Source organism: Leifsonia sp. NPDC014704, assembly GCF_043083605.1.
GTDB lineage: Bacteria > Actinomycetota > Actinomycetes > Actinomycetales > Microbacteriaceae > Leifsonia.
Genome location: NZ_JBIBYW010000001.1, coordinates 1 through 25,185, shown reverse-complemented (window position 1 = coordinate 25,185; position 25,185 = coordinate 1). Strand labels below are relative to the sequence as shown.

The window sequence follows — 25,185 nt, the reverse complement described above, 5'->3', positions numbered from 1 at the left end:
ACCCGGCGGCCTGCTCCGCGTACGACGAAGGCCCCGCCGCACGGAGCGACGGGGCCTTCGAATTCGTCGGGAGCGCCTAGGAGGCCAGCACCTCGTCGAGCAGGCTGGAGGCCTTCTCGTCATCGGTCTTCTCAGCGAGCGCGAGCTCGGAGATCAGGATCTGGCGGGCCTTGGCGAGCATGCGCTTCTCACCGGCGGAGAGACCGCGGTCCTGGTCGCGACGCCACAGGTCACGGACGACCTCGGAGACCTTGATGACATCGCCGGAGGCGAGCTTCTCCAGGTTGGCCTTGTAGCGGCGGGACCAGTTGGTCGGCTCCTCGGTGAACGGAGCGCGCAGCACCTCGAAGACGCGGTCGAGACCCTCGCGGCCGATGACGTCGCGCACACCGACCAGATCGACGTTCTCGGCGGGGACCTCGATGGTCAGGTCGCCCTGCGTCACGTTGAGCTTGAGGTACAGCTTCTCTTCACCCTTGATGATTCTCTTCTTGACTTCGGTGATCGTTGCGGCACCGTGGTGCGGATAGACGACGGTCTCGCCAACCTCGAAAAGCATAGATTTGTTGTCCCTTCAGCAATGAATAGGATACCACATGAGGCACATGCTAAGGTTCGCCCTCACGCCTCCCGAGGCCCCGGACGACCCCTCCGGATGGGATAGAGTTGCAGGGGAAAATCACCGGGAGGGTCATTCAGTGAAAGCTCGAGTCGCGGCGTCCGTCGCCCTCGCCCTGGCCGTCGCGTTCGGCACCGCGGGATGCGGTTTCATCGCCCCACAGGCCACCACGAAGCACTACGACGCGAGCGACGGCGTGAGCGGGAATGTCGGCTCGATCGACGTCCGCAACGCGATCATCGTCACCGACGCGAAAGACGGAACGGTCGGCAACCTCGTCGTGACCCTCGTGAACACCGACAGCAAGAGCCACCGCGTCGCCATCAGCGCCGGCGACCAGAGCTCCAGTGCGGCGTACGTCACCGTCCAGCCCGGCCAGGTCAAGCAGCTCGGCCAGGACCCGGAGAACGGCGGCACCGGCAACGTCCTGATCCCGGAGTTCACCACCAAGCCCGGCGCCCTGTTCCCCGTCTACTTCCAGTACGGCGACCAGACCGGCGTCAACCTCAAGGTCCCCGTGCTCGACGGCCAGCTGCCCGAGTACGCGAGCCTGGTGCCGCCGACCATCCTGCCGGCCGCTCGGTAATCACAGGCCGGCACCCCAGACAGCAGAAGCCGCCCCGCGCATCGCGTGGGGCGGCTTCTTCGTGTTCAGGACGAGCTGGCCGGGAGACGCCTCAGGCGTTGAAGCGGTAGCCCAGCCCGCGCACGGTCACCAGCATCCGCGGCTCCGACGGGCTCTCCTCGATGCGCGAGCGGATGCGCTTGATGTGCACGTCGAGCGTCTTGGTGTCGCCGAAGTAGTCGCTCCCCCACACCCGGTCGATCAGCTGGCCGCGGGTCAGCACGCGTCCGGCGTTCCGCAGCAGCAGCTCGAGCAGCTCGAATTCCTTCAGCGGCATGGAGATCTCCGCGCCGTTCACGGCGACCGTGTGGCGGTCCACATCCATCCGCACCGTTCCGGCCTCGAGCACGCCGTCATCCTGCTGCTCCTCCTCGTCGACGCGGCGGCGGAGCACGGCACGGATGCGCGCCAGCAACTCCCGCGACGAGTACGGCTTCGTGACGTAGTCGTCGGCGCCGAGCTCCAGACCGACCACGATGTCCACCTCGGAGTCCTTGGCGGTCAGCATGATGATCGGAACGTTCGAGCGGGTCCGGATCTCGCGGCACACCTCGGTGCCCGGGATGCCCGGGAGCATGAGGTCGAGCAGGATGAGGTCGGCGCCGTCGCGGTCGAAGGCGGCCAGCGCGGACGGGCCGTCCTCCGCGACCTCCACCTCGTAGCCCTCCCGCTTGAGCAGGTACGCGAGCGGCTCGCTGAGCGAGGCCTCATCCTCGACGAGCAGGATGGATGTCACTGGTTGTCTCCTAACGGGGGTCGGACACTGGATGCCTCGGGCAACCGGATCGTGAACGTGGAACCGCGGCCGGGCTGCGACCAGACGCGCACCTCGCCGCCGTGGTTCTGCACGGCATGCTTGACGATGGAGAGGCCGAGCCCGGTGCCGCCGGTGTTGCGCGAGCGGGCCTGGTCGACGCGGAAGAAGCGCTCGAACACTCGGTCGAGGTCCTCCTCGGGGATGCCCTCGCCCTGGTCGGTCACCGCGATCTCGACAACGCCTCCGGTGTTGCGCACGCCGATGCCGATGCGGGAGTCGTCGGGCGAGTACTGGATGGCGTTCGAGATCAGGTTGTGGACGGCCGTGACCAGCAGGTTCTCGTTGCCGATGACCTGGGCGTCCTTGTCGCCGCGCATGGCGATCTCGATGTTGCGGGTCTCTGCGGCTACGCGGTTCTGGTCGATGGCGGCCTTGACGACCTTGCTGGCGGACAGCTCGGTCGCGTTGCCCAGCGCATCCGTCGCCTGCAGCCGGCTCAGCTCGATGATGTCCTGCGTGATGCGGGCGAGGCGCTGCGCCTCCTCCGACAGCCGCAGGGCGAAGCGGCGCACCTGCTCCGGGTCGTCGGAGGCGCCGTCGAGCGCCTCGGCGAGCAGGCTGACGGCTCCGATCGGCGTCTTGAGCTCGTGGCTGATGTTCGCGACGAAATCGCGGCGCACCGCATCCAGCCGAAACGACTCGGTGCGGTCCTCCGCGAGAAGCAGGATGTAGCGCGAGCCGAGCCGGGCGACCCGCACGCTCAGATGGATGCCCGCGTCGCCGAACGGTCCGCGTGACAGCTCGCACTCCTCGGTGAGCGACTCTCCGCTCCGTCGGACCCGGTTCACCAGGTCGACGAGGTGCGGGTGCACGAGGGCGCCGTTCCAGACGAGACCGATGGCATGAGCACCAGGCGACGCCTTGATGACGTTGTTGGACGGGTCGAGCACGACACCGGCGGACTCGAGCGCATCCAGCACCTGGTCGACGCCGTCGGGTACCGCCGGGTTCACCACCTCGGCGGCATGATGCCCGCGTCGCGCGGCGATGTGCAGGATCCACACGAAACCGGCGCCGACGGCGAGCCCCAGGCCCAGCGACAGCAGCACCAACCAGGTGGAGTCCATGGCCCCAAGCGTAAGTGATGCCGATGCACGCGCATGGACGCATCCCGCCACCGGCCGCGTGTTTTCGCGGGTACGTTAGACAGTGTTCAGCCGGGGGGCACCGTTTGTTAACCTGCCACGGCGAACATGCAATACGGGGTCAGAAGGCCCCGACATCCCGCGTGCCCGCGCACGCCAGGAAGGACCACACCCCATGCGCGAAGTCTTCCAGCAGGAGCTGGCGGAAGTTCAGGACCGCCTCGTCGAGATCGCCGAGCTGGTCGTCCGCTCCATCCAGAACGCCACGCAGGCGTTCAACGATTCGGATGTGACGCTCGCCGAGGACGTCATCGCGAATGACCACCGCATCGACGAGCTGACGGTGCTGCTCGACGAGCTTTCCATCCAGATCCTCGCCCGGCAGCAGCCCGTGGCCCGCGACCTGCGCATCGTCGTGAGTGCACTGCGGATCAGCGCGTCGCTCGAGCGGATGGGCGACATGGCCGAGCACATCGCGCAGCTGGCCCGGTACCGCTTCCCGGACAAGGTCGTTCCGAAGAGCCTCCGTTCGACGTTCTCCGAGATGGGGCGTCTCGACGTCCAGATCGCGCAGAAGCTGGCCGAGCTGCTCCGCTCGCAGGACCTCCGCCTCGCGGACGAGATCCGCAACGACGACGACGACATCGACGAGCTGCACATCAGCGTCTTCGACAAGGTGCTCGGCGAGACGTGGAAGGGCCAGGCCGTCGACACGGTCGACGCGACCCTCGCCTCCCGCTACCACGAGCGCTTCGCCGACCACGCGGTCTCGATCGCCAAGAAGGTGCAGTACCTCGCGACGGGCGACTGGGCTCCCGAGCTCGCCTCCTAACCCGCTCCCTCCCCCGTCCCCAGCCAACAGCTCCTGAGTTTTTCGCCTCGCGCTCCGGCGTTTCGCGCGAAAAACTCAGGAGCTGTTGGCTGGGGTCAGGGGGTCAGGGGCGGAAGGGCGCGAGGGGGATGCGCGCGGCGACGGTTCGGGTGGAGTGCGGAGCGCGGGCGACGACGGAGAGCTCCGTCAGTAGGACGTGCTCGCCGGGATGCAGACGGCCGGCGCTCTGGTCGGTGACGTGCGGACGGTAGCCGTCGCGCAGGTGGCGCTGGTCGCGGATGACGGTGCCTGCGGCCTCCAGCGCATCCACCACCGCGACGTGCAGCGCATGCAGCGGCTCGGAGGCGCGCAGCACCGTCACCGGGACCGTGCGGTGCGCGCCGAACCGCTCGCGCCCCGCCGCGACGACGGGAATCGGCGGGACGCGCGGGAGGAGCTCGGCGACCGTATCCGCATCCAGCTCGGTGTCGAACGGCGGCACGATGGTGACGTGCAGCGGCCAGTCACCGGCCGGGAACGTGGCCGGAGACACGTCGTCGCCGCGTCCCCGGAGGAACGCGACGACGACGAAGGTGCTGGTCGTGGCTACTTCTTGCCCTGCGCGGCGACCGCGGCGGCACCCGCGGCCGCTGCCTCCGGGTCGAGGTAGTACGACGGCTCGAGCGGCGTGAAGCCCTCGCCGAGCTTGTAGACGAGCGGGATGCCGGTCGGGATGTTGAGGCCGGCGATGTCCTCGTCGGAGATGCCGTCGAGGTGCTTCACCAGAGCGCGCAGAGAGTTGCCGTGGGCGGTGACCAGCACCGTCTTGCCTTCGGCGAGGTCGCGCGTGATGTCCGACTCCCAGTAGGGCAGCATGCGGGCGATGACGTCCTTCAGGCACTCGGTCCGCGGCAGGTCGTCGCCCAGACCCGCGTAGCGCGGGTCGCCGACCTGCGAGAACTCGCTGTCGTCGGCGAGCGGCGGCGGCGGCACGTCGAACGAACGGCGCCACAGCTGGAACTGCTCCGGCCCGTACTTCTCGAGCGTCTCGGCCTTGTCGAGGCCCTGCAGCGCGCCGTAGTGGCGCTCGTTGAGCCGCCAGGAGCGCTCGACGGGGATCCACAGACGGTCCGCGACATCGAGCGCGTAGTTCGCGGTCTGGATCGCGCGCGTCAGGACCGACGTGTGCAGCACGTCGGGCTCGAGCCCGGAGTCGCGGAGCAGTTCGCCCGCCCGCTTCGCCTCGGCGACGCCGGTCTCGCTGAGTCGCACGTCGACCCAGCCGGTGAACAGGTTCTTCTCGTTCCACTCGCTGCTGCCGTGGCGCAGGAGGATCAGGGTGTAGGGAGCGGCCATGCCCCCAATCTATCGCGTCGCCGATGCCGGCGAGCGCGACGGGAACCCGCCCGCTGCCAGGATGGAGGCATGGCTTCCGGCGCGGTCGGCACGGTCACCCGTGGCACGACGAACACGAACCGGCTGCGCCGCGTCGACCGCTGGATCGCCGCGCAGCCGGTGCTCCGCCGCACCTCCGACCCGGTCGTCGTCGACCTCGGCTACGGCGCCAGCGGGGTCACCGCCTTGGAGCTGCACCAGCGGCTGGCCCGGGTGCGGCCGGATGTGGAGGTCGTCGGCCTCGAGATCGAGCCGGGCCGGGTGCGCACGGCGAACGAGCAGCTGGCCGCCGTGCGCGATGGCCGGACGGGCTTCGCGCCGGACGCGCGCATCCGGTTCGCCCTGGGCGGGTTCGAGGTGCCGCTTCCCGACGGCCGTCGAGCCGCGGTGATCCGCGCGTTCAACGTGCTGCGGCAGTACCGCGAGGCGGATGTCGCCGAGGCCTGGGAGCGGATGCGCGCGCGCCTGCAGCCGGGCGGCCTCCTGGTCGAGGGCACCTGCGACGAGATCGGGCGCATCTCCAGCTGGGTGGAGCTCGACACCGCCGGCCCGCGCACGCTCACCGTCTCGCTGCGGCTCCGTGGTCTGGACACCCCCTCGATCGTCGCCGAGCGGCTCCCGAAGGCGCTCATCCATCGCAATGTTCCGGGCGAGCGCGTGCACGACTTCCTGGCCGCGCTCGACCGGCTGTGGCGCATCCACTCGCCCCTCGCCGCCTACGGCCCGAGCCAGCGCTGGATCGCAACCGCCCAGGGGATGCGCGACGCGGGCTGGCCGGTCGTCGGCGGCCGGACGCGCTGGCGGCTGGGCGAGCTGACCGTGGCGTGGGATGCGGTGGCACCGAACCCCTGAGGCGACCGGCCGCCCGTCGCCCCCGCAGCCCACCTCACGCCTCCGCCCGCGACCTCCACAGCAGCCACAGGAAGTACGGCGCCCCGATCACGGCGGTGACCAGACCGACCGGGATCTGCGCGGGCGCGATCAGCGTCCGGCCCACCGTGTCGGCGACGCTGACGAGGATCGCCCCGAGCAGCGCGGCGACCGGCAGCACGCGCGCGTGCCGCTGTCCGACCAGTGATCGGGCGGCGTGCGGGGCGACCAGCCCGACAAACGCGATCACGCCGACCGCCGCCACGGCCGCGGCCGTGAGAGCGACGGCAATCGCCAGCAGGCCGAGCCGGGCGCGGCCGAGCCGGACGCCGAGCACCCGCGGGGTGTCCGGATCGAGTCCGACGATGTCGAGCTCCCGGGTGGCCGCGGCCAGCAGCGGCACCGCGACCAGCAGCACCACCAGCACCGGCAGCACCTGCGGGAACGTGCGCCCGTACGTCGAGCCGGACAGCCACACCAGGGCTTTCGCGCCGTTGAACGGATCGGTCAGCACGATCAACAGACTGGTCAAGGCGGTCGCGCCGGACGAGACGCCGATGCCGATCAGGATGAGACGGTTCTGCTCCAGCCCACGGCGTGCCGCGAGGCCGAACACCAGCAGGGCGGCGGCCGCCGCACCGGCGAACGCTGCTCCACCGACCAGCCAGAAGCTCGCCAGCGGGACAGCCGTGATGACGGCGATCGCCCCCACGCCCGCTCCCCCGACGACGCCGAGGATGGCGGGTTCGGCGAGCGGGTTGCGCGACACCGCCTGCACGACGGTGCCAGCCAGTGCGAGGGCCGCACCCGCGAGGAGTGCTTCGGCGACCCGCGGGAGGCGCGTGTCGAGCACGAACGACACCACGCGTCCGGCCCGGCCGGTGATGCCGTTCCAGACATCGCCGAGCAGGAGTCGCGCATCCCCCAGGAGGACGGCGGCGACCACTGCGGCGACGAGAGCGATGCAGCAGACGACGAGCGTGATCACGAAGGCGCGCCTGCTGCGGAGCTTCACGGCGGCGTTCGTCGCGGTGTTCGACGACGTGTCGCGCGACCGGTAGGCCAAGAACACGAGCACGCCGGCGCCGAAGACCGTTGTCACGATCCCGGTCGGCACCGCGACGCCCGCCTGACCGCCGAACACGGCGCGAAGCAGCACGTCGGCGATCAGGACGACGAGCATCCCGGCCACCGCGGAGGCCGGCAGGAACGCCCGATGACGGGCCAGCCCGGGCACCCGCGACGCCAGCAGCCGTACGATCGCGGGCGCACACAGGCCGACGAACGCGATCGGCCCCGCGATGGTCACCGCCACCGCCGAGAGGACCACCGCGAGAACGACGACCACCGCGCGGGTGGTTCGCGGGTTCACCCCGACCGAGACGGCGCCGTCGTCGCCGAGCGCGAGGATGTCGAGCCGCCGGCAGAGCACCAGTAGACCGGCGAAGGCCGCGACGGCGAGCGGCAGCAGTTGCAGCACCCCGTCCATGCCGGTCTGCACGAGCGACCCGTTACCCCACGCGAACAGGCCGGTCGTCTCCTGCGAGTAGAAGAGCAGCAGCATCCCGCTGACCCCGCTCAGCGCGAGCGTCAGCGCGGACCCCGCCAGAACCAGCCGGACCGGCCCGGCTCCCCCGCGCGACAGCCCCAGCACGACGACGGCCGCGATCAGACCGCCGCAGAAGGCGATCGCTCCGGCCGGCAACACCGGAAGAGAGATGCCGAAGGCGGCGACGGCGACGACCGCCAGATAGGCACCGGCGTTCACCGCAAGCGTGTCGGGAGCGGCCAGGGGGTTCCGGGAGACGGACTGCAGGGCCGCCCCCGCCGCACCCAGGGTCGCGCCGACCACGAGCCCGGCCGCGAGTCGGGGCAGCCGGGAGGCGGCGAGCACGGCATCCGCCTGCGCTGCACCCGACTCCCCGGCCCCCGCTCCCCCGGTCAGAGCACGCCAGAGGGCGTCCGGCCCGAGCACGGCGGTCCCCTGCGAGAGGTGGACGAGCGAGAGCGCCACCACCGCGACCGCGGCCGCGCAGGCCAGAAGGGCGAGCCGTCCGCCGGCTCCCCGGCGGACGGCGACGGCCTGTGTCACTTCGTGAGGGCGTCGACCAGCGCCGCGACGTACTGCTTCATCGATGCGGGGCCTCCGAACATCCAGATGCCGTCGGGCAGGCGGTGCACATCGCCCGCCGTGACGAACGGCAGGGACGTCCACACGGCGTTGTCCTTCAGCGCACCCTGGAACGGGTCGCTGCCATCGACATCGTTGGCGATGTAGGCGAACTGCACGTCTCCGAGGGAGGTCAGACCTTCCACGTCGGTCGCGGCGAGGCCGTACGCCTCGTCGCCCTCCAGCGTCCACGGGTTGGCGAGGCCGAGCTTCTCGTTCACGTCCGAGATCAACGACCCGGCCGCGTATGGACGGACGGAGACGCTGTTGCCCTGCACCCATCCGTCGGCGAACGCGACCTTCGCACCCGACAGACCTGCGTCGGCGAGCTTCTTCTTGCCGTCGGCGACCGCGGTGTCGAACGACGCCAGCTCGGTCTTCGCGCGGTCCTCGGTCCCGGTCGCCTTCGCGATCAGGTTCACGTTGTCGGTCAGCTGCTCCAGCTGGCGGGAGGCGTCGGCCGACCGGACCACCAGCACCGGCGCCACGCGCTCCAGCTGGTCGATGGCGGAGTCGGAGAGGTCGGTCGTCGCCACCACCAGGTCCGGCTTGAGCGCGGCGACGGTGTCGACGCTCGGCTCCCCGCGCGTCCCGATGTCCTTCACGCCCTTCGGCAGCTTCTCCGCGGTGTCCCAGGCGGTGTAGCCCTTCACATCCGCGGCGCCCACCGGTTCGACGCCGAGGGTGAGCAGCATCTCGACCACGTTCCACTCGGTGCCGACGACCTTCTTCGCCGGACCGTCGAGGCGGACCTTCTCGCCACGGGCGTCGGTGACCGTCAGGGCGGCCCCGCCGTTCGTCTCGCCGCTGGCGGGTTCGGTCGTGCCGCAGCCGCTCAGCGCGATCGCGGCGGCGACCGCCAGGGCTGCCACGGGCAGGTGTCGTCGGATGTTCATCGGGTCCTTTCGGTTCGGAGGTGGTGGGCGCCGACGGCCCGCGTGCGCGGGACACCGGAGATCGGATCGGTCTCGACGTCGATGCGGATGCCGTAGACGTCGGTCAGCAGCTCGGGGTCGTACACCTCGGCCGCGGAACCGGCGGCGACGACGCGGCCGGAGCGGAGGAGCACGACGCGGTCCGAGACAGCGGCGGCCTGGTCGAGGTCGTGGAGCACGAGGCCGACGGTGACGCCGTGCAGGTCCGCCAGCTCGCGGACGAGGTCGAGAATCTCCACCTGGTAGCGCAGGTCGAGGTAGGTCGTCGGTTCGTCCAGCAGCAGCACATCCGTCTCCTGTGCAAGGCAGCACGCCAGCCACACGCGCTGCAACTGACCTCCGGAGAGGGATTCGACACCCCGGTCGGCGAACGTCGCGACGCCGGTGAGCTCGAGGGCCCGGTCGATGGCGGCGCGGCCCTCCGGGTCGGTGGAGCGGAAGCGACGGCGGTACGGGTGGCGCCCGAACCCGACGACCTCCCGGACGCTGAGGCCCGCGGGCGTCGGACGGCTCTGGGCGAGCAGGGTCACGCGGCGGGCGAACTCCGGACGGGAGAGGGCGAGAGCGTCGACCATGTCCGTCGCCTCGGCATCCGCCGCGCCGGGCAGCAGCACCGAGCCGCTGCGCGCATCCTTCAGCCGCGCGATCGCACGCAGGAGCGTCGACTTGCCGCTGCCGTTCGGGCCGATGAGGGCGGTCACGCTCCCGCGCGGGAGAAGGAGGTCGGCACCGTGGACGACGTCGACGCCGTCGTAGGCGATGGTCACGTCGGAGGCGAGAAGGCCGGCGGTCGCAGTCACGAAAGTTAGGTTAGCTTAACCTAACTCGGTGGCCAAGCGGCAGCCGGATCCAGCGGCCCAGCGGGCGTCACTGACAGCGATCAGGAACGCGGAGTGCGGGTGACGGCGCCCAGACGTGGGATCCGCGGAACCTGCGCGGCCGAGCCGGCCTCCGGCGGCACCACGATCTCCTGCCCGGCGGCGACCTGTACGCCGTCCGCCTCGACGGTCAGCGTGGCGTCCGGGTCGGTCGACCGCTTCACCACGGCGAGCGCGATCGGCCCCAGCTCGTAGTGCACCGCGGACGAGGTCACGGCACCCACCTCGCGGTCGGCGGCGGAGACGACGGCTCCGGATGCGGGGAGCACACCCTCCGAGCCGTCCAGGTGCAGCATGACCAGGCGCCGCGGCGGGTGGCCGAGGTTGTGCACCTTGGCCACGGTCTCCTGGCCGCGATAGCAGCCCTTGCTGAGATGCACCGCCGTGCGCAGCCAGTCGAGCTCGTGCGGGATGGTCCGCTCGTCGACCTCCGTCGAGAAGCGCGGTCGCCAGGCCGCAATGCGGAGGGCGTCGGTGGCCAGCGTTCCGGCGACCGACAGCTCGCCCGAACGAACACGGGCGACGATCGAGGGCAGGGCGTCGCGCGGGACGAGGCGCTCGCTCCACGACCATCCCGCTCCGGGATGCTCGCCGTGCGCGTACTGGTGACCGCCCGGCGTCACGGCGCGCCAGGGATCGTTCCAGACTAAGGGGACGGCGTTGGGCGCCGCCAGCGGCAGCGGCGGGTCGCCGAGCGTGCCGATCGTGGCGAGGTCGGCCGTGCGGTCGGCGAGCTCGACGCGCAGCATGAACCGCATGGAGTCGAGCCAGGCGAGCAGGCCCTCGGCCTCCGGTCGGTCCACCAGCAGCCACAGGGTCTCGCCGTCGTCCACCAGCCGGACGGCGTGCTCGACGCGGCCCGTCACATCCAGCAGTAAGGTCTCCGACGACTCTCCCGGCCGCAGCCCGGTGAGCGCCTGGCTCGTGAGCGAGTTCAGCCAGCTGAGGCGGTCGGGACCCTGGATGGTCAGAACGGCCCGGTCGGACAGGTCGACGATCGCGCCGCGCTCCGCCAGGGCGCGCTGCTCGGCGAGAGGGCTGCCGTAGTGCGTGGGAACGCCCGTGCCGTCGGTGTCGACGGCGCCCGGCAGATCGAGGAACGGTGAGCGCTGATCGGGCTCCGGCTGGTCGGTCATCGGCGGCGCCTCTCAGTCGACCTTGGCGAGCCGCGCGGAGGCGTGCGTGCGCAGCTCCTGACCCAGGGCGGCGATGTCCCACGCCCACAGCAGGTGATTGTCCACCAGACCGTAGAGGCGGGTCGCCGCGGTGTACTCCTTCGCCCCGGCCGTCCGCAGCACCGCGTCGGTCGCCAGGTCGATGCGCGGACCGGCCACCTGGCCGACGTAGATCTCGCTCACGCCGTCCGGATGGATGATCGCGACGTCGATGTCGAAGGCGCCGTGAGAGTTGCGCAGCGTCTCGACGGACTGCGCCGTGTTGAACGGTCGGGCGCCGACGCCGGGAAGCATCGCCGGACCCGCGTCGCCCTCGACCAGCTTGCGGCGCAGACGCCAGTAGCCGGTCTCGGCGGCGAGCGGCGTGTTCTGCTCGTCGAGCACCCACGAAGTCGCCGAGTAGTTGAGGTAACCGAGCCCATCGTGGCTGAAGCTGACACGCTGGCCGAACTCCAGCTGGGTGTGCTCCTCGTCGACGGTGTAGTCGAGCACACCTGTGCCCTCCCAGACGCCGATCAGCCAGGAGAGAGGGACGAGCTCGGCGGGGAGATCGGTGGGGATCTCGATCATGGCTACGGCCTCAGTGCTCAGCGCTGACCGCGGAAGAGGTTGTAGACCACCAGGCCCGAGACGCCGAGGATGGCGAGAGTGGCCAGGCCCAGAAGGCCGATGAAGAAGAGTTCGAGAGCGACCAGCATGCTGCCAGTCTACCCAGCAGCCGCCGACACCAGGGCAAGAATGCCCCCGAACAGTCCCAGGATGATGAAGCTGCCGACGAAGGTCACCGCGAGCCGGTCGATGAAGCCGTCCTTCTGCTGGGTCGCCAGCTGAGCGACGAATCCGAGGAGCACCGAGACGCCCAGCGCGAGGGACAGCCAGGAGGCGTACTCGGCCGGCCGCGCCACCGTGCCGATGAGGATGCCGAGCAGCAACGAGACCGCCCATACCGCGCCGACGCTGGTGAGCGTGGCCCACCGCGGCAGCGGCGGCTGCACCGGGCCGGCCGCGGCGGCCGGGCCCATCGCATGCATCGGAGGGGTGTCCGGGGTGTCGTCGCTCACCCTCCCATTGTGCCCCGGCGCGAGCCGGCGGCGGCTGCCGGACAGGGCGGGCGGCTGTTTCCGGTAGCATTGCGGCACGGTTTCCCGGCGGGTGAGGAGGAATGTGTGGCGCAGCTTCTGATCCTGACCTCTGCGCCGAACCAGACCGCGCCCCGCACCCCCGGGGCACCCTCCTCGGTCTCCGACGCCGCCGGTCCGGGCGCGGAGGTGCTGCCGTCCCTCGCGCTGCTGAGCCACCGGGTGCGTCAGATCCCGGCCGAGCCGGCCTCTCTGGTCAACGCCCCGAGCTGCGACCTCATCTTCGTGGATGCGCGGCGCGACCTGGCGAGTGCGAAGTCGCTCTGCAAGATCCTCACGACGACCGGGGTCACGGTCCCGCTCGTCCTGGTGCTGACCGAGGGCGGCCTCACCGCCGTCAGCGCCGACTGGGGCGTCAGCGACGTCGTGCTCGACTCCGCGGGCCCCGCCGAGCTGGATGCGCGCATCCGTCTCGCCATCGGCCGCCAGACGCAAGAGCACTCGCAGTCGAAGATCCAGGCCTCCGGCATCACGATCGACGAGGCGAGCTACTCGGCGAAGGCCCACGGCCGCCAGCTCGATCTCACTTTCAAGGAGTTCGAGCTGCTCCGCTTCTTCGCGACGCATCCTTCGCGTGTCTTCACCCGCGAGCAGCTGCTGAGCGAGGTGTGGGGATACGACTACTTCGGAGGCACGCGAACCGTCGACGTCCACGTTCGGCGCCTGCGGGCCAAGCTCGGCGACCTGGAGTCGCTGATCGGCACCGTGCGCAACGTCGGATACCGGTTCAACGTGTACGAAGAGGAGAATGACCGCCTCCCCACGTCCGTCCGCCCCTGACCCCGGCGATCCGCGCGCGAGGTTCCTGGGCGGATTCCTCCACAGACAGCGTTTATCCACCGTTTACGCAGGCCCGTCACCACGGCTTGCCCGCGGTGCCATGATGGGGGGATGGACGAGCGCACGACTCTGGAGAACGGCCTTCTCGACACGGGGCTGGGCGGCAGCCTGGGCAGCGACTTCGACGACGACTTCGCTCCCTTCATCTACGAGCCGGACCCGACGCTGCCGGACGACCGCTACCTCGACCGCGAGCTGAGCTGGCTCGCCTTCAACCAGCGCGTGCTGGAGCTGGCGGAGGATCCGCTGCTGCCGGTGCTCGAACGCGCGAACTTCCTCGCCATCTTCGCGAGCAACCTCGACGAGTTCTTCATGGTGCGCGTCGCGGGCCTGAAGCGACGCATCGCGACCGGTCTCGCGGTGCCGACGAACGTCGGCCGCGCCCCGCAGGACGTACTCGCCGACATCTCCGAGAAGGCGCACGAGCTGCAGCTGCGCCACGCGCGGGCGTACCACGACCTGGTCCTCCCCGCCCTGCGCGATGCGGGCATCACCGTCGTGACCTACGACCAGCTCGACGACGCCGACAAGGTGCAGCTGCGCGAGATCTTCTCGCAGCAGATCTTCCCGGTGCTGATGCCGCTCGCCGTCGACCCGGCGCACCCGTTCCCCTACATCTCGGGGCTCTCGCTCAACCTCGCCGTGCGCGTCCGCAACTCGCGAACGGGCAAGGAGCAGTTCGCCCGCCTCAAGGTGCCGCAGATGCTGCCGCGGTTCGTCCGCATCGACCAGCGCGAGACCGTCGGCCAGGTGCGCTTCATCACGCTCGAGGAGCTCATCGCCAATCATCTCGGCGACCTCTTCCCCGGCATGGAGATCCTCGACCACCACGTCTTCCGCGTCACCCGCAACGAAGACGTCGAGATCGATGAAGACGAGACGGAGAACCTCATCCAGGCGCTCGAGCGCGAGCTGCTGCGTCGACGCTTCGGTCCGCCGATCCGCTTGGAGGTGACCGACGATGTCGACCCGGTCACCCTCGGCCTGCTGGTGCGCGAGCTCGATGTGACCGAGCAAGAGGTGTACCGCCTCCCGGCCCCGCTCGACCTCGGCGGCCTCTTCGACCTCGCCAAGATCGACCGCCCCGACCTCCACTACCCGAACCACGTGCCGACGACTCCTGCGCAGCTGATGCCGAGCGAGCCGAACGCCAAGCCCGACATCTTCGCGGCGATCGCCCGGCAGGATGTCCTGGTCCACCACCCGTACGAGTCGTTCGCGACCAGCGTCCAGGCCTTCCTGGAGCAGGCGGCCGCCGACCCGCATGTCCTCGCGATCAAGCAGACGCTCTACCGCACCTCCGGCGACAGCCCGATCGTCGAGGCGCTCATCGACGCGGCCGAGGCCGGCAAACAGGTGCTCGCCCTGGTCGAGATCAAGGCCCGCTTCGACGAGCAGAACAACATCTCCTGGGCGCGGAAGCTCGAGAAGGCCGGCGTCCACGTCGTCTACGGCCTGGTCGGCCTCAAGACGCACTGCAAGCTCGCCCTCGTCATCCGCGAAGAGAAGGGCGTGCTCAAGAGCTACAGCCACATCGGAACGGGCAACTACAACCCGAAGACGTCCCGCATCTACGAAGACCTGGGGCTCTTCACCGACGATGACCAGGTCGGCAAAGACCTGACGCGCCTTTTCAACGAGCTCTCGGGCTACGCGATCGAGAAGAAGTTCAAGCGGCTGCTCGTCGCCCCGCTGCACCTGCGGAAGGGCCTGCTGAAGCGCATCGAGACGGAGCGCGTCAACGCTGAGGCCGGTCGGCCTTCCGGCATCCGGATCAAGCTGAACTCGATCGTCGACGAGGCCATCATCGACGCGCTCTACCGCGCCAGCCAGGCCGGGGTCCCGGTCGATCTCTGGGTCCGCGGCATCTGCGGGGTCGTGCCGGGCCGCGAGGGACTGTCGGAGAACATCCGCGTGCGCTCCGTCCTCGGCCGGTACCTCGAGCACTCCCGCGTCTTCTCGTTCGTCAACGGCGGCGATCCTCAGGTGTTCATCGGCAGCGCCGACATGATGCACCGCAATCTCGACCGCCGGGTCGAGGCGCTCGTGCGCCTCACCGACCCCGAGCACCTGCGCGAGCTGGGCGACCTCTTCGACCTCGCCTTCGACGAGCGCACCGCCACCTGGAAGCTCGACCAGGACGGCGTGTGGACGCGGCACCACCTCGATGAGAACGGCAAGCCGCTGGTCGATCTGCAGAACAAGCTCATCCAGCAGTACAGCCATCGCCCGCGCAGCACCCGTACGGGAACGAGGCGGTGAGCCCGGCCATCTACGCCGCGGGCGCCCTGTGCTGGCGCGTCGTGGACGATCGGATCGTGGTGCTCGTCGTGCACCGCACCAAGTACGGCGACGTGACGATCCCCAAGGGCAAAGTCGACCCCGGCGAGACGCTGCCCCAGACGGCCGTGCGCGAGATCGAGGAGGAGACCGGGCTGAAGATCGGCCTGGGCGTCCCGCTCGGCGTCTCGACCTATCCCCTCAGCAGCGGCCGCGAGAAGATCGTGCACTACTGGGCGGCGGAGGTGTCCGAGAAGGCCATCCTGCGCTCGACCTTCGTGCCGAACAGCGAGATCGCCGCCATCGAGTGGGTCACGATCAAGAAGGCGCGCGGCTACCTCACCTACGAGCGCGACGTGGAGATCCTCGACGCGTTCGACGCGCTCGTCCACCAGGGCATCACCTCCACGTTCGCCCTCATCGCGCTGCGTCACGGCAAGGCGGCGCCCCGGGAACGCTGGGACGGCTCCGACGCCTCGCGGCCGCTCACGGAACGCGGTGTCAAACAGGCCGCAGCCGACGTGGCGACCCTGCAGACCTGGCGTCCGAAGCGGATCGTCACCAGCGACGCCGTGCGCTGCGTCACCACGGTCGCCCCGCTCGCGGCCGCGACCGGCATCAAGCCCCACCGCGACCACGGCATCAGCCAGGACGCCTACGAGGAGGGCCGCGGCGATGTGCGGGGCGTCGTCGGCAAACGCGTGCGTTCCCGCAAGACCGCCGTGCTGTGCAGTCACGGCCCCGTGCTTCCGGAGATCATGCGCGAGATCGCCCTGGCGACCGGGACGATGCCGGGCGCCTATCTCGACGACGCCGCCGATCTCGATACCGGCGGCTTCTCGGTCGTGCACCTGTCGGCGACGAATCCGGCGTCCGGAATCGTCTCGATCGAGACCTACGCGCCGGTGGAGGGTTAGTACACCTCACATCCATCTTCCATAGTTGCAGCTGAGATATCACCCTGTTAGTGTCGGGGAGTGCCATTCGGCACGTCTCCGTTCCATCAGAGGAAATGAATGACCAGCTCAACGCGCATCCGCTTCGGCGCGCTCACGGCAGCAGCTGCCGTGGTCGCCGGCGGATTCTTCGCCGCCGCTCCGGCCCATGCCGCGACCGGCACCCTGACGCTCGCCAACACCACGTTCACCGCGGGTGACTGGGGCACCGGCCTCAACGTCGCCGGCTCCGGCTTCTCCGCTGACGCGGTCGTGACGATCACCGTGGAAACGGCCGATCACACCGCGATCGACCAGCACGACCTGACCGCCGACGCCACCGGTAGCTTCCAGGAGACCTACACGCCGGCCGTCGTGCTCACGCTTCCGGCCGCGGGCGAGAGCTACGCGGTGACGGCGACGAGCAACCTCGGCGACACCTCCAACACGGTGCCGCTCACGGTGAACGCCGCAGCGCTGCCGAAGGCGATCATCTCCAACGTCTCCACCATCACGACCGACCAGCTGGCCGACAAGAACAGCGGCGTCTCCATCCTCGCCTCGGGGTACACCCCCGGTGAGCAGGTGAATGTGACGGTCGACTACGCCGGTGAGGCCCTCGACCTCGGCCCGTACACGGTCGAGGCGGACGGCTCCGTCGGCTTCAGCTTCTACCTTGTGAGCGGCGTGGCTACGGCCGGCCCGCTCACCGTGACCGTCGCCGGGCAGCAGTCCGGCGTCAGCCAGAGCGTGACCATCCAGGTCACCGGCGTGGACGTCAGCGCCGGCGGCTCCGCCGTGCCGTCGCTCGGTGGCGCTGCGGCCGCGGCGGCCTCCGGCCCGTCGCGCCTGCCCGTCGTCAGCGGCTGATCCAGCCCTGACCACTCGTGGCGGCGCGGATCCGATCGGTCCGCGCCGCCACTGCGGTTCTCGGCACCCTCCCCACCCATCCCGCGCATCTCCGTCCGCTCCGACTCGATCCCGACCCCACAACAGAGACACCATGACGAACCGCCGCATCCTCCCCGCCCTGCTCTGCACCGCCACCCTGCTCGCAACCCTCTCCGCCTGCGCCCCGGACGACGCCAAGCCCGCGCGCAGCGCCTCGCCGCAACCCACCGCGTCCGCCGATCCCGGCCCCGCACTGCCTCCCGGCCTCTCCCCGTCGGAGCTGCACGCGCTGCCCACCGCCTCCTTCGACGCGGTCATCCCCGGCCTCATCGCCGCGTCGGAGAAGGCCGAGATCCGCAACGCGTTCCGGCTGGCCTTCGACATCGCCGCGTACGGCGCCGATTTCCGGACGCCGGTCGCGCTCATCCCGGCCAACAACTTCCTCGGCGAGCCGACGGTGGTGGTCCGTGTGAACACGCGCGGCGACTGGTCCCTCATCCTCACCCCGGCCCGGAAGCAGCTCCCGTCGAAAGCGACTGCGGACGACCCCGCGCCCGCGCAGAGCGCCGCCTGGGTACCGACGCGCCTCCTGCGCGTCTCGGCCACCCTCGCCAAGCGCGTCGTGATCTCGACGTCGAAGCAGACACTCAGCGTCGTGGATGGATCGGGGCGGTCCCTGCAGGAATTCCCCGTCGGCGTCGGAACCGACTCGACGCCCACTCCGACCGGCACCGGTTACCTGCAGGCCCGCTATCTCGACCCGGCTCAGGGCCAGGAGGAGCACCGCATCCAGCTCACCTCACTGCACGCCACTGCGGCTGACGAGCCCTACGACGGGTCCGACGGCGGACTGATCGGCATCCACTACCAGTCGACGGCGGCCGGCGCCGTCTCGCACGGCTGCGTGCGACTGTCCGCCGAGGCCATCGCCGCCGTCGACGCTCTCCCCCTCGGGACGCCGGTGCAGATCACCGGCTGATCCGCGGATTCACAGGAGCACGAGGACAAGAGGACGCCCGGCGTTAACCTCCCGTTTACCACTGCGGGGGACTCTGGACAGACACCGGGAATAGCGTCTCACGCGGGTCGCACCGACCCCGTCCTGTTGTTACTGATCCCCGAAGGGACAACTGTGAATCTCAAGCGCATCGGCGCTCCCGTGGCACTCCTCGCCGCAGCCGCCATCTCTCTCACCGCCTGCGCGGCGAACGAGGGCAGCACGCCGTCGACCACGACGGCCAAGGCCTCGAACCTGTCCGGCACGCTGAACGGCATCGGCTCGTCCGCCCAGGGCGCGGCGCAGACGGTGTGGGCCGCCGGCTTCCAGGAGGCCAACCCGAAGGCCACCATCAACTACGACCCGCAGGGCTCCGGCGCCGGCCGCAAGAGCTTCATCTCGGGTGCTGCCGACTTCGCCGGCTCCGACGCCGCGCTGAAGACCGAGGAGCTCGCCTCCACGTTCGCCGGCTGCGCCGCGGACAGCAAGGGCATCGACCTCCCCGTCTACATCTCCCCGATCGCCATCGCGTACAACGTCGACGGTGTCAAGGACCTCAAGCTCGACGCCGCGACCATCGCCGGCATCTTCTCGGGCAAGATCACCACGTGGGACGACGCCAAGATCAAGGGCCAGAACTCGGGCGCCTCGCTCCCGTCGGCCCCGATCACGGTCGTTCACCGCTCCGACGACTCGGGCACCACCCAGAACTTCACCGAGTACCTCGCCGCGAACGCCCCCGACGTCTGGACGGCCCCGGCCTCCCAGACCTTCCCGTTCCAGGTCGGTGACGCCGCCAAGGGCACCTCGGGTGTCGCGGACGCCACCAAGAACGCGAAGAACTCGATCACGTACATCGACGAGTCGGGCTCGGCGGGCCTCAGCATCGCCCAGCTGAAGGTCGGCGACAACTACGAGAAGATCAGCGCCGACGGTGCTGCCGCCGTGGTCGCCGCCTCCCCCATCGCCGACGGCCGCGAGGCCAACGACCTGGCCATCCAGATCGACCGCAAGGACACCAAGAAGGGCGCCTGGCCGCTCGTCCTGGTCTCCTACATCATCGCGTGCCAGGAGTACAAGGACGCCGCCAAGGCGGACCTGGTGAAGGGCTACGTGGACTACATCATCTCGAGCGACGCCCAGAAGGCCGCTGCGGAGCAGGCCGGCTCGGCCCCGCTCGCGAGCGACCTGGCCGACAAGGTCTCCAAGGCCGTCGCCAGCATCAAGTAACACCACGCCGCTCGGCCTGGGCTGCCCCGCAGCCCGGGCCGAGCGGTGCTCCCGTCCTCAGCCGTCCCCCACGGCGCACCCGATGAGAGAAAGCAACGAATGACCGCCGGAACCGTAGGAGCCATCAGGCCGAAGGCGAAGGTCCGCCTCGGCGACCGGGTCTTCTCGACCAGCACCATCGTGGCTGGATCGCTGATCCTCGCCACCCTCGCCGCCGTTGCGATCTTCCTGGTCGTGCAGAGCATCCCGGCTCTGTTCGCTCAGGCAGGCGAGCTGCCCAACAACGCGACGAACTTCTGGTCGTGGGTCTGGCCGCTCGTCTTCGGCACCATCTGGGCGGCGCTGATCGCGCTGCTGATCGCAACCCCGCTGTCCATCGGCATCGCGCTGTTCATCTCGCACTACGCACCGCGCCGCGTCGCGTCGGTGCTCGGCTATGTCATCGACCTTCTCGCCGCCGTCCCCTCCGTCGTCTTCGGCCTTTGGGGAATCGCGACGCTGTCCTCGTTCGTCCAGCCCTTCTACGTCTGGCTCGGCGACAACCTCGGCTGGATCCCCTTCTTCGCGCCGCCGGTCTCCGGCACCGGCCGCACCATCCTCACCGCCGGCCTGGTGCTCGCCGTCATGGTCATCCCGATCATGACCGCCATTTGCCGCGAGATCTTCCTGCAGACCCCGCGCCTCCACGAGGAGGCCGCCCTCGCCCTCGGCGCGACGCGCTGGGAGATGGTCAAGATGGCCGTCCTCCCCTTCGCCCGCAGCGGCATCATCTCCGCCATCATGCTCGGCCTCGGCCGCGCCCTGGGCGAGACGCTGGCCATCGCGATGGTGCTCTCGCCTGCCCTGATCGTGAAGTTTGCGGTGCTGCAGGCGCAGAGCCCGAACACGATCGCGGCGAACATCGCACTGCAGTTCCCCGAGGCGACCGGCCTCGGCGTGAACGCGCTCATCGCCTCCGGTCTCGTGCTGTTCGTGGTGACCCTGCTCATCAACATGCTCGCCCGCTACATCGTCAGCCGCCGCAAGGCCTTCTCTGGAGCGAACTGATGGCCACCACCACCGCTACCGCCCCGCGCCCCCTCGCCAACTCCTACACCGCCGGCAAGCTGCCCCGCTGGGCGCCGTGGACGATGCTCGTCGTCTCGTGGGTCGTCTTCGCCGCGATCTTCGCGATGCTCGCCGCGAGCGGCGCGACGAAGGACTTCAACATCGTCGGCGCGATCTTCTTCGGGACCGTGCTTTTCGACGTCGCCATCTACACCACATCCCTGCTGGTCGAGGGCTCCCGCAAGGCCGTGGACCGGCTGGTCACCTCGCTCGTCGCGACGGCGTTCATCATCGCCCTCCTCCCGCTGATCTCGCTCGGTTGGACGGTCGTCTCGCAGGGTCTCGCCCGCTTCGACATCGCCTTCTTCTCGGAGTCGATGCGCAACGTCATCGGCGACGGCGGCGGTGCGCTCCACGCGATCGTCGGAACGCTCGAGATCACCCTTATGGCCGCGGTCATCTCCGTGCCGATCGGCCTCCTGACCTCCATCTACCTGGTGGAGTACGGGCGCGGCATGCTCTCGCGCGGAATCACCTTCTTCGTCGACGTGATGACCGGCATCCCCTCGATCGTCGCGGGCCTGTTCGCCTACGCCCTGTTCGCCCTGTTCTTCGGCCCCGGCATCCGCAACGGCTTCATGGGAGCCGTCGCCCTGTCGGTGCTGATGATCCCGGTCGTCGTGCGGTCCAGCGAGGAGATCCTGCGGATCGTGCCCAACGAGCTGCGTGAGGCATCCCTCGCCCTCGGCGTCCCGAAGTGGCTGACCGTGCTCAAGGTGGTGCTGCCCACCTCGCTCGCCGGTCTCGTCACCGGCGTCATGCTCGCCATCGCCCGTGTCATCGGCGAGACCGCGCCGCTGCTCATCGTCGCCGGCTTCACGACGAGCATGAACTACGACCTCTTCAACGACCGGATGATGACCCTCCCGGTGTTCGTGTACACCCAGTACACGCAGGCCGCCGGGCTCCACGCGCAGGCGCAGATCGACCGCGCCTGGACGGGCGCCCTCGCGCTGATCATCATCGTGATGCTGCTCAACCTGGCCGGCCGCATCATCGCCAAGGCCTTCGCTCCCAAGTACGGCCGCTGAACCCGCACCCCAACACCCGACAGCCAAGGAATCAAGTGTCCAAGCGCATCGAAGTCAACGACCTCAACGTCTACTACGGCAAGTTCCGCGCCGTCGAGGGCGTCTCGCTCACCATCGAGCCCCGCTCCGTGACGGCCTTCATCGGCCCGTCGGGATGCGGCAAGTCGACGTTCCTCCGCACCCTCAACCGCATGCACGAGGTCATCCCCGGCGCGTACGTCGAGGGTGAGGTGCTCATCGACGGCAACAACCTGTACGGCCCGGGCGTCGACCCCGTCCTCGTGCGCCGCCAGGTGGGCATGGTGTTCCAGCGTCCGAACCCGTTCCCGACGATGAGCATCCGCGACAACGTGCTCGCCGGCGTGAAGCTCAACAACCGCCGGATGTCGAAGAGCGAGGCCGACGACCTGGTCGAGAGTTCGCTGCAGGGCGCCAACCTGTGGAACGAGGTCAAGGACCGCCTCAACCTCCCCGGCTCCGGCCTCTCCGGCGGCCAGCAGCAGCGTCTGTGCATCGCCCGCGCGATCGCCGTCTCCCCTGACGTCCTGCTGATGGACGAGCCGTGCTCGGCCCTCGACCCGATCTCGACGCTCGCGATCGAGGACCTCATCGAGGAGCTGAAGAACGACTACACGATCGTGATCGTGACCCACAACATGCAGCAGGCGTCGCGCGTCTCGGACCGCACGGCGTTCTTCAACATCGCGGGCACCGGCAAGCCGGGCAAGCTCATCGAGTACAACGACACCAACCAGATCTTCTCCAACCCGACCGTGCAGGCCACCGAGGACTACGTCTCCGGCCGCTTCGGTTGATCCGCGCGCGACCCTGCGGTCGCACCGAACGCGAGAACGCCGCCGATCAGTGCGATCGGCGGCGTTCTTCGTGTGCGCTCGTCGTGTCCTGCCGGTCGAGCCCGGTCAGGACGCGATGGCGACGATGGGCGGGCTCGTCGGCTTGTCGGAGCCACCGCTCGGCTCCACCGTGACGCCGACCGTGTCCCCCGCCGCCATGTCGCCGGTGAGCACGCGCCAGGTCGATCCCGAGTTCGCCGGGTTCATCGTCCCGGCGGGGATCGCCTGGCCGTCGCGCATGTACCAGAGCTCGTAGGTCTTGCCGTCGGGAAGCGCAGGCAGGTCGTTGGCGACGAGCGCGGAACGCCCCAGTTCGCCCGACCACACCAGGGTCGCCGTTCCGCCGCCCTCGACCTGCGCGGTCGCCCGCTGCACGTCCGGTGCCGCGTTGATCTCGGCCAGGGCGGACGCCTGCTGCGACTGATACGAGTTGCCGCCGGAGAGTGTCGAGCCGACGAACGCTCCGCCGACGAACAGCACGATCGCGGCGGCCGCGGCGCCGAGGAGAAGTCCAGGGCGCTGGAACCAGCGGCGCTGTGCGGCGCGCTCGGCACGGCCCGGGGTCGTCTCGGGAGCCTCCGGGGATGCCGAGGCTGCGTCAACGGTCGGCGTGGCATCGCGCGCTTCGGCCTCCGCCGCGACGGGCTCCGCCGTCGGCTGGGCGACATCCTGAGCCGGCAGCTGCGGGGTGTTCTGCAGCTGCGCGAACAGCGCCGCCTTGAGTTCCGGGCGGGGCTGGACGGGCTCAGCGGAGAGCGCCAGTTCGGCGGCGACCGCCTCGAAGGCACGGGCCTCCTGCTCGTCGTCCGCCCCCAGGCGGTAGCCGAGGCGCCCGGCGTCTCGGTCGTCCTCGCGGGTCATGTCGTCACCCCCAGTTCCTCTCGCAGCCGTATCATCGCATCGCGCAGCCGAGTCTTCGCTGTGCCGAGCGGGATTCCGAGTTCGGCTGCGACCTCGGACTGGCTGAGTCCTCCGTAGTAGGCGAGGGTGACGGCCTGCCGTTGCGGCTCGCTCAGTTTCGCCATGGCCGCCTCCACCCTTTCGTGCTCGACCCGGACCTCCACCGTCTCGGCCACCTGGTCGTAGGCGGTCGGGAGGTCGCGGATGCCCACCACCGTGTCCCGGTCGCGCGACGCCTGCGACGCGCGGATCCGGTCGACAGCGCGCCGGTGGGCCATGGTCATGATCCACGTCTGCGCTCGACCTTTATTCGGATCGAACCGCGGAGCGGATTGCCACGCCTCGAGGAAGACTTCCTGGGCGACCTCCTCCGACTGCGCGCCGTCGATGAGGAGGCGGCGGATGAGTCCGAGGACGCGCGCGGCCGTCAGGTCGTAGAAGCGCGAGAACGCCTCCTGGTCGCCGGCGGCGGTGCGGACGAGGAGGGCGTCGAGGTCGACCGCAGGGGCGTCGTCCACGTCGTCTCCGCTCTCATCCGGCCTGCCGGGAGTCGTCCCGCCGATGCTCGAACGGGCTTCTCCTGGCAGAAGAGTGCCGGGCCGCAGAACGCCTCTCGGCGCGAGGCCGCTCGAAGCGGCTAGTTTTGGAGCCCGGGGTTACTGCGGCCCGGCGACATCCAGTGTACAGGAGCGGTTCCCGGCGCCTATCGGCGTGGCGTTCGCAGCGGGAGAACGCGGATGCCGCCGTGGGGGGTTGACCGGCCGCCGTCGATTCGCGGCGCTCGTGCCCTCAGTCCAGCGAACCCGACCGCCACAGCCGTGCGCACGCCGTCAGCTCCTCCGCCGTGCGGGTGAAGCGGAGAGCCCGCGTCGTCAGCTCGCTCGCCCGCTCCGGGTCGAGCACGTCGCGGTCGTCGGCGACGGAGGCGGCCCCTGCCGCCGCGACCCGGCAGAACGCCGCCGCCCGGTCGAGCGCCACAGCGAAGTCGCCCTCGAACAGGCCGCGGAGGATGCGGTCGGCGAGCTCGGTGATCTCCGCCGGTCCCGCCGGATTCGGGGCGCCCGCCACGACCGCGTCGATGGACCCGAGCACCTCGGTGCCGCGCTGGAACAGGTATGCGGTGCCCTCCGCGTCCTGGCGGATGAGAAGCCGGATGAGGTAGATGCGCCATAGCGCGCCCGGCAGGCTCTTGGCGTTGGACCGAGACCACAGTTCGGCGAGCGCATCGATGCCGTGCTGGTCGGTGAACGCGACCAGCCGGTCCACGACCTCCGGGTCCGGGTTCTCGCGCACCCGCGCCAGCAGGGCACGGGCGGTCTCGTGCGCGACCCTGCTGATCTGCGCGGGATCCTCCCCGCCCATGAAGGCCTCGAACATCCCACTCGTGAACAGCGCAGGCTTGTGGAAGCGGTCAGACATCCCCCTATTCTGCCCCCGCCACGGGACCGGGTGAATCCACGATAGATTGGAGGTGAGGGCCTGTAGCTCAGTTGGCAGAGCATCGGACTTTTAATCCGCGGGTCGTGGGTTCGAGCCCCACCGGGCCCACCCTTAGAAACTGTTGGCCGAGACGCCCCATGGAGGCCACCCCGAATCGGGGC

The 25,185-nt window shown here is 69.8% G+C and carries 26 protein-coding genes and 1 tRNA gene; 13 read left to right on the top strand and 14 right to left on the bottom strand.

What is annotated here, in order from left to right; all coding sequences use genetic code 11:
- Positions 1 to 76: 76 nt before the first annotated feature.
- The gene (locus tag ACF1AJ_RS00135) at positions 77 to 559 is read right to left on the bottom strand and encodes a CarD family transcriptional regulator (protein ID WP_018191799.1); all 483 of its coding nucleotides are present in this window, start codon (positions 557 to 559) and stop codon (positions 77 to 79) included.
- Between the two features lie 139 nt (positions 560 to 698).
- Between ACF1AJ_RS00135 and ACF1AJ_RS00130 the strand changes: the two genes are divergently transcribed.
- On the top strand, positions 699 to 1,205 hold the full coding sequence (locus ACF1AJ_RS00130) for a hypothetical protein (RefSeq protein ID WP_391505624.1): 507 nt from the start codon (positions 699 to 701) through the stop codon (positions 1,203 to 1,205).
- A gap of 91 nt (positions 1,206 to 1,296) precedes the next feature.
- Here ACF1AJ_RS00130 and ACF1AJ_RS00125 read toward each other — a convergent pair whose 3' ends face one another.
- A complete protein-coding gene (locus tag ACF1AJ_RS00125; RefSeq protein ID WP_018191801.1) occupies positions 1,297 to 1,980 on the bottom strand; it encodes a response regulator transcription factor in 684 nt (227 codons plus the stop codon).
- Positions 1,977 to 3,128, bottom strand: a complete 1,152-nt coding sequence (locus ACF1AJ_RS00120) for a cell wall metabolism sensor histidine kinase WalK (RefSeq protein ID WP_018191802.1) — start codon at positions 3,126 to 3,128, stop codon at positions 1,977 to 1,979. Before ACF1AJ_RS00120 ends, ACF1AJ_RS00125 begins: the two co-directional genes overlap by 4 nt.
- Positions 3,129 to 3,321: 193 nt before the next feature.
- Between ACF1AJ_RS00120 and phoU the strand changes: the two genes are divergently transcribed.
- Complete coding sequence (phoU, locus tag ACF1AJ_RS00115) at positions 3,322 to 3,978, top strand: phosphate signaling complex protein PhoU (RefSeq protein ID WP_309860688.1); 657 nt, start codon at positions 3,322 to 3,324, stop codon at positions 3,976 to 3,978.
- A gap of 103 nt (positions 3,979 to 4,081) precedes the next feature.
- Here the strand turns inward: phoU and ACF1AJ_RS00110 are convergent, their stop codons facing one another.
- Both ACF1AJ_RS00110 and ACF1AJ_RS00105 read right to left on the bottom strand, forming a co-directional pair.
- Complete coding sequence (locus ACF1AJ_RS00110; protein ID WP_391505623.1) at positions 4,082 to 4,510, bottom strand: 2'-5' RNA ligase family protein; 429 nt, start codon at positions 4,508 to 4,510, stop codon at positions 4,082 to 4,084.
- A gap of 53 nt (positions 4,511 to 4,563) precedes the next feature.
- Positions 4,564 to 5,313, bottom strand: a complete 750-nt coding sequence (locus tag ACF1AJ_RS00105) for a phosphoglyceromutase (protein WP_391505622.1) — start codon at positions 5,311 to 5,313, stop codon at positions 4,564 to 4,566.
- A 69-nt stretch (positions 5,314 to 5,382) separates the two neighbouring features.
- Between ACF1AJ_RS00105 and ACF1AJ_RS00100 the strand changes: the two genes are divergently transcribed.
- Positions 5,383 to 6,204, top strand: coding sequence for a class I SAM-dependent methyltransferase (locus ACF1AJ_RS00100; RefSeq protein ID WP_391505621.1), 822 nt, complete (start codon positions 5,383 to 5,385; stop codon positions 6,202 to 6,204).
- A gap of 34 nt (positions 6,205 to 6,238) precedes the next feature.
- Here the strand turns inward: ACF1AJ_RS00100 and ACF1AJ_RS00095 are convergent, their stop codons facing one another.
- From ACF1AJ_RS00095 to ACF1AJ_RS00070, 6 genes are all read right to left on the bottom strand, one after another.
- On the bottom strand, positions 6,239 to 8,314 hold the full coding sequence (locus ACF1AJ_RS00095; RefSeq protein ID WP_391505620.1) for an iron ABC transporter permease: 2,076 nt from the start codon (positions 8,312 to 8,314) through the stop codon (positions 6,239 to 6,241).
- Positions 8,311 to 9,288, bottom strand: coding sequence for an ABC transporter substrate-binding protein (locus ACF1AJ_RS00090; RefSeq protein WP_391505619.1), 978 nt, complete (start codon positions 9,286 to 9,288; stop codon positions 8,311 to 8,313). Before ACF1AJ_RS00090 ends, ACF1AJ_RS00095 begins: the two co-directional genes overlap by 4 nt.
- A complete protein-coding gene (locus ACF1AJ_RS00085; RefSeq protein WP_391505618.1) occupies positions 9,285 to 10,127 on the bottom strand; it encodes an ABC transporter ATP-binding protein in 843 nt (280 codons plus the stop codon). The genes ACF1AJ_RS00090 and ACF1AJ_RS00085 overlap by 4 nt, the downstream gene beginning before the upstream one ends.
- 80 nt (positions 10,128 to 10,207) lie before the next feature.
- Positions 10,208 to 11,341: a YgfZ/GcvT domain-containing protein gene (locus tag ACF1AJ_RS00080; RefSeq protein ID WP_391505617.1), complete on the bottom strand. Its 1,134-nt coding sequence runs from the start codon at positions 11,339 to 11,341 to the stop codon at positions 10,208 to 10,210.
- Between the two features lie 12 nt (positions 11,342 to 11,353).
- Entirely contained in the window at positions 11,354 to 11,950 is a 597-nt protein-coding gene (locus ACF1AJ_RS00075) for an FABP family protein (protein ID WP_391505616.1), read from the bottom strand.
- 137 nt (positions 11,951 to 12,087) lie between these two features.
- Positions 12,088 to 12,441, bottom strand: coding sequence for a hypothetical protein (locus ACF1AJ_RS00070; RefSeq protein ID WP_391505615.1), 354 nt, complete (start codon positions 12,439 to 12,441; stop codon positions 12,088 to 12,090).
- A 105-nt stretch (positions 12,442 to 12,546) separates the two neighbouring features.
- Here ACF1AJ_RS00070 and ACF1AJ_RS00065 point away from each other — a divergent pair, with 105 nt between their 5' ends.
- The 9 genes from ACF1AJ_RS00065 to pstB all read left to right on the top strand — a co-directional run bounded on the left by ACF1AJ_RS00065 (position 12,547) and on the right by pstB (position 22,645).
- A complete protein-coding gene (locus tag ACF1AJ_RS00065; protein ID WP_391505614.1) occupies positions 12,547 to 13,299 on the top strand; it encodes a DNA-binding response regulator in 753 nt (250 codons plus the stop codon).
- 111 nt (positions 13,300 to 13,410) lie between these two features.
- Positions 13,411 to 15,621, top strand: a complete 2,211-nt coding sequence (locus tag ACF1AJ_RS00060) for an RNA degradosome polyphosphate kinase (RefSeq protein WP_391505613.1) — start codon at positions 13,411 to 13,413, stop codon at positions 15,619 to 15,621.
- Positions 15,618 to 16,556, top strand: a complete 939-nt coding sequence (locus ACF1AJ_RS00055; RefSeq protein WP_391505612.1) for an NUDIX domain-containing protein — start codon at positions 15,618 to 15,620, stop codon at positions 16,554 to 16,556. Before ACF1AJ_RS00060 ends, ACF1AJ_RS00055 begins: the two co-directional genes overlap by 4 nt.
- 99 nt (positions 16,557 to 16,655) lie before the next feature.
- A complete protein-coding gene (locus ACF1AJ_RS00050; protein WP_391505611.1) occupies positions 16,656 to 17,444 on the top strand; it encodes a hypothetical protein in 789 nt (262 codons plus the stop codon).
- A 133-nt stretch (positions 17,445 to 17,577) separates the two neighbouring features.
- Positions 17,578 to 18,444 (top strand): L,D-transpeptidase, encoded by an 867-nt coding sequence (locus tag ACF1AJ_RS00045; protein ID WP_391505610.1) that lies wholly within the window; start codon positions 17,578 to 17,580, stop codon positions 18,442 to 18,444.
- Between the two features lie 153 nt (positions 18,445 to 18,597).
- Positions 18,598 to 19,692, top strand: coding sequence for a phosphate ABC transporter substrate-binding protein PstS (gene pstS, locus ACF1AJ_RS00040; RefSeq protein ID WP_391505609.1), 1,095 nt, complete (start codon positions 18,598 to 18,600; stop codon positions 19,690 to 19,692).
- Positions 19,693 to 19,791: 99 nt separating this feature from the next.
- Positions 19,792 to 20,739, top strand: a complete 948-nt coding sequence (gene pstC / locus ACF1AJ_RS00035; protein ID WP_391505608.1) for a phosphate ABC transporter permease subunit PstC — start codon at positions 19,792 to 19,794, stop codon at positions 20,737 to 20,739.
- Positions 20,739 to 21,830 (top strand): phosphate ABC transporter permease PstA, encoded by a 1,092-nt coding sequence (gene pstA / locus ACF1AJ_RS00030; RefSeq protein ID WP_018191822.1) that lies wholly within the window; start codon positions 20,739 to 20,741, stop codon positions 21,828 to 21,830. Before pstC ends, pstA begins: the two co-directional genes overlap by 1 nt.
- A 35-nt stretch (positions 21,831 to 21,865) precedes the next feature.
- The gene (gene pstB / locus ACF1AJ_RS00025; protein WP_018191823.1) at positions 21,866 to 22,645 is read left to right on the top strand and encodes a phosphate ABC transporter ATP-binding protein PstB; all 780 of its coding nucleotides are present in this window, start codon (positions 21,866 to 21,868) and stop codon (positions 22,643 to 22,645) included.
- Between the two features lie 105 nt (positions 22,646 to 22,750).
- Here the strand turns inward: pstB and ACF1AJ_RS00020 are convergent, their stop codons facing one another.
- From ACF1AJ_RS00020 to ACF1AJ_RS00010, 3 genes are all read right to left on the bottom strand, one after another.
- Positions 22,751 to 23,545 (bottom strand): anti-sigma factor domain-containing protein, encoded by a 795-nt coding sequence (locus tag ACF1AJ_RS00020; RefSeq protein WP_391505607.1) that lies wholly within the window; start codon positions 23,543 to 23,545, stop codon positions 22,751 to 22,753.
- The gene (sigK, locus tag ACF1AJ_RS00015; protein WP_391505606.1) at positions 23,542 to 24,102 is read right to left on the bottom strand and encodes an ECF RNA polymerase sigma factor SigK; all 561 of its coding nucleotides are present in this window, start codon (positions 24,100 to 24,102) and stop codon (positions 23,542 to 23,544) included. The genes ACF1AJ_RS00020 and sigK overlap by 4 nt, the downstream gene beginning before the upstream one ends.
- Before the next feature lie 271 nt (positions 24,103 to 24,373).
- Entirely contained in the window at positions 24,374 to 25,003 is a 630-nt protein-coding gene (locus ACF1AJ_RS00010) for a DNA-directed RNA polymerase subunit beta (protein ID WP_391505605.1), read from the bottom strand.
- A 56-nt stretch (positions 25,004 to 25,059) separates the two neighbouring features.
- Between ACF1AJ_RS00010 and ACF1AJ_RS00005 the strand changes: the two genes are divergently transcribed.
- Positions 25,060 to 25,132: transfer RNA gene (locus tag ACF1AJ_RS00005), tRNA-Lys, on the top strand.
- Positions 25,133 to 25,185: the final 53 nt, after the last annotated feature.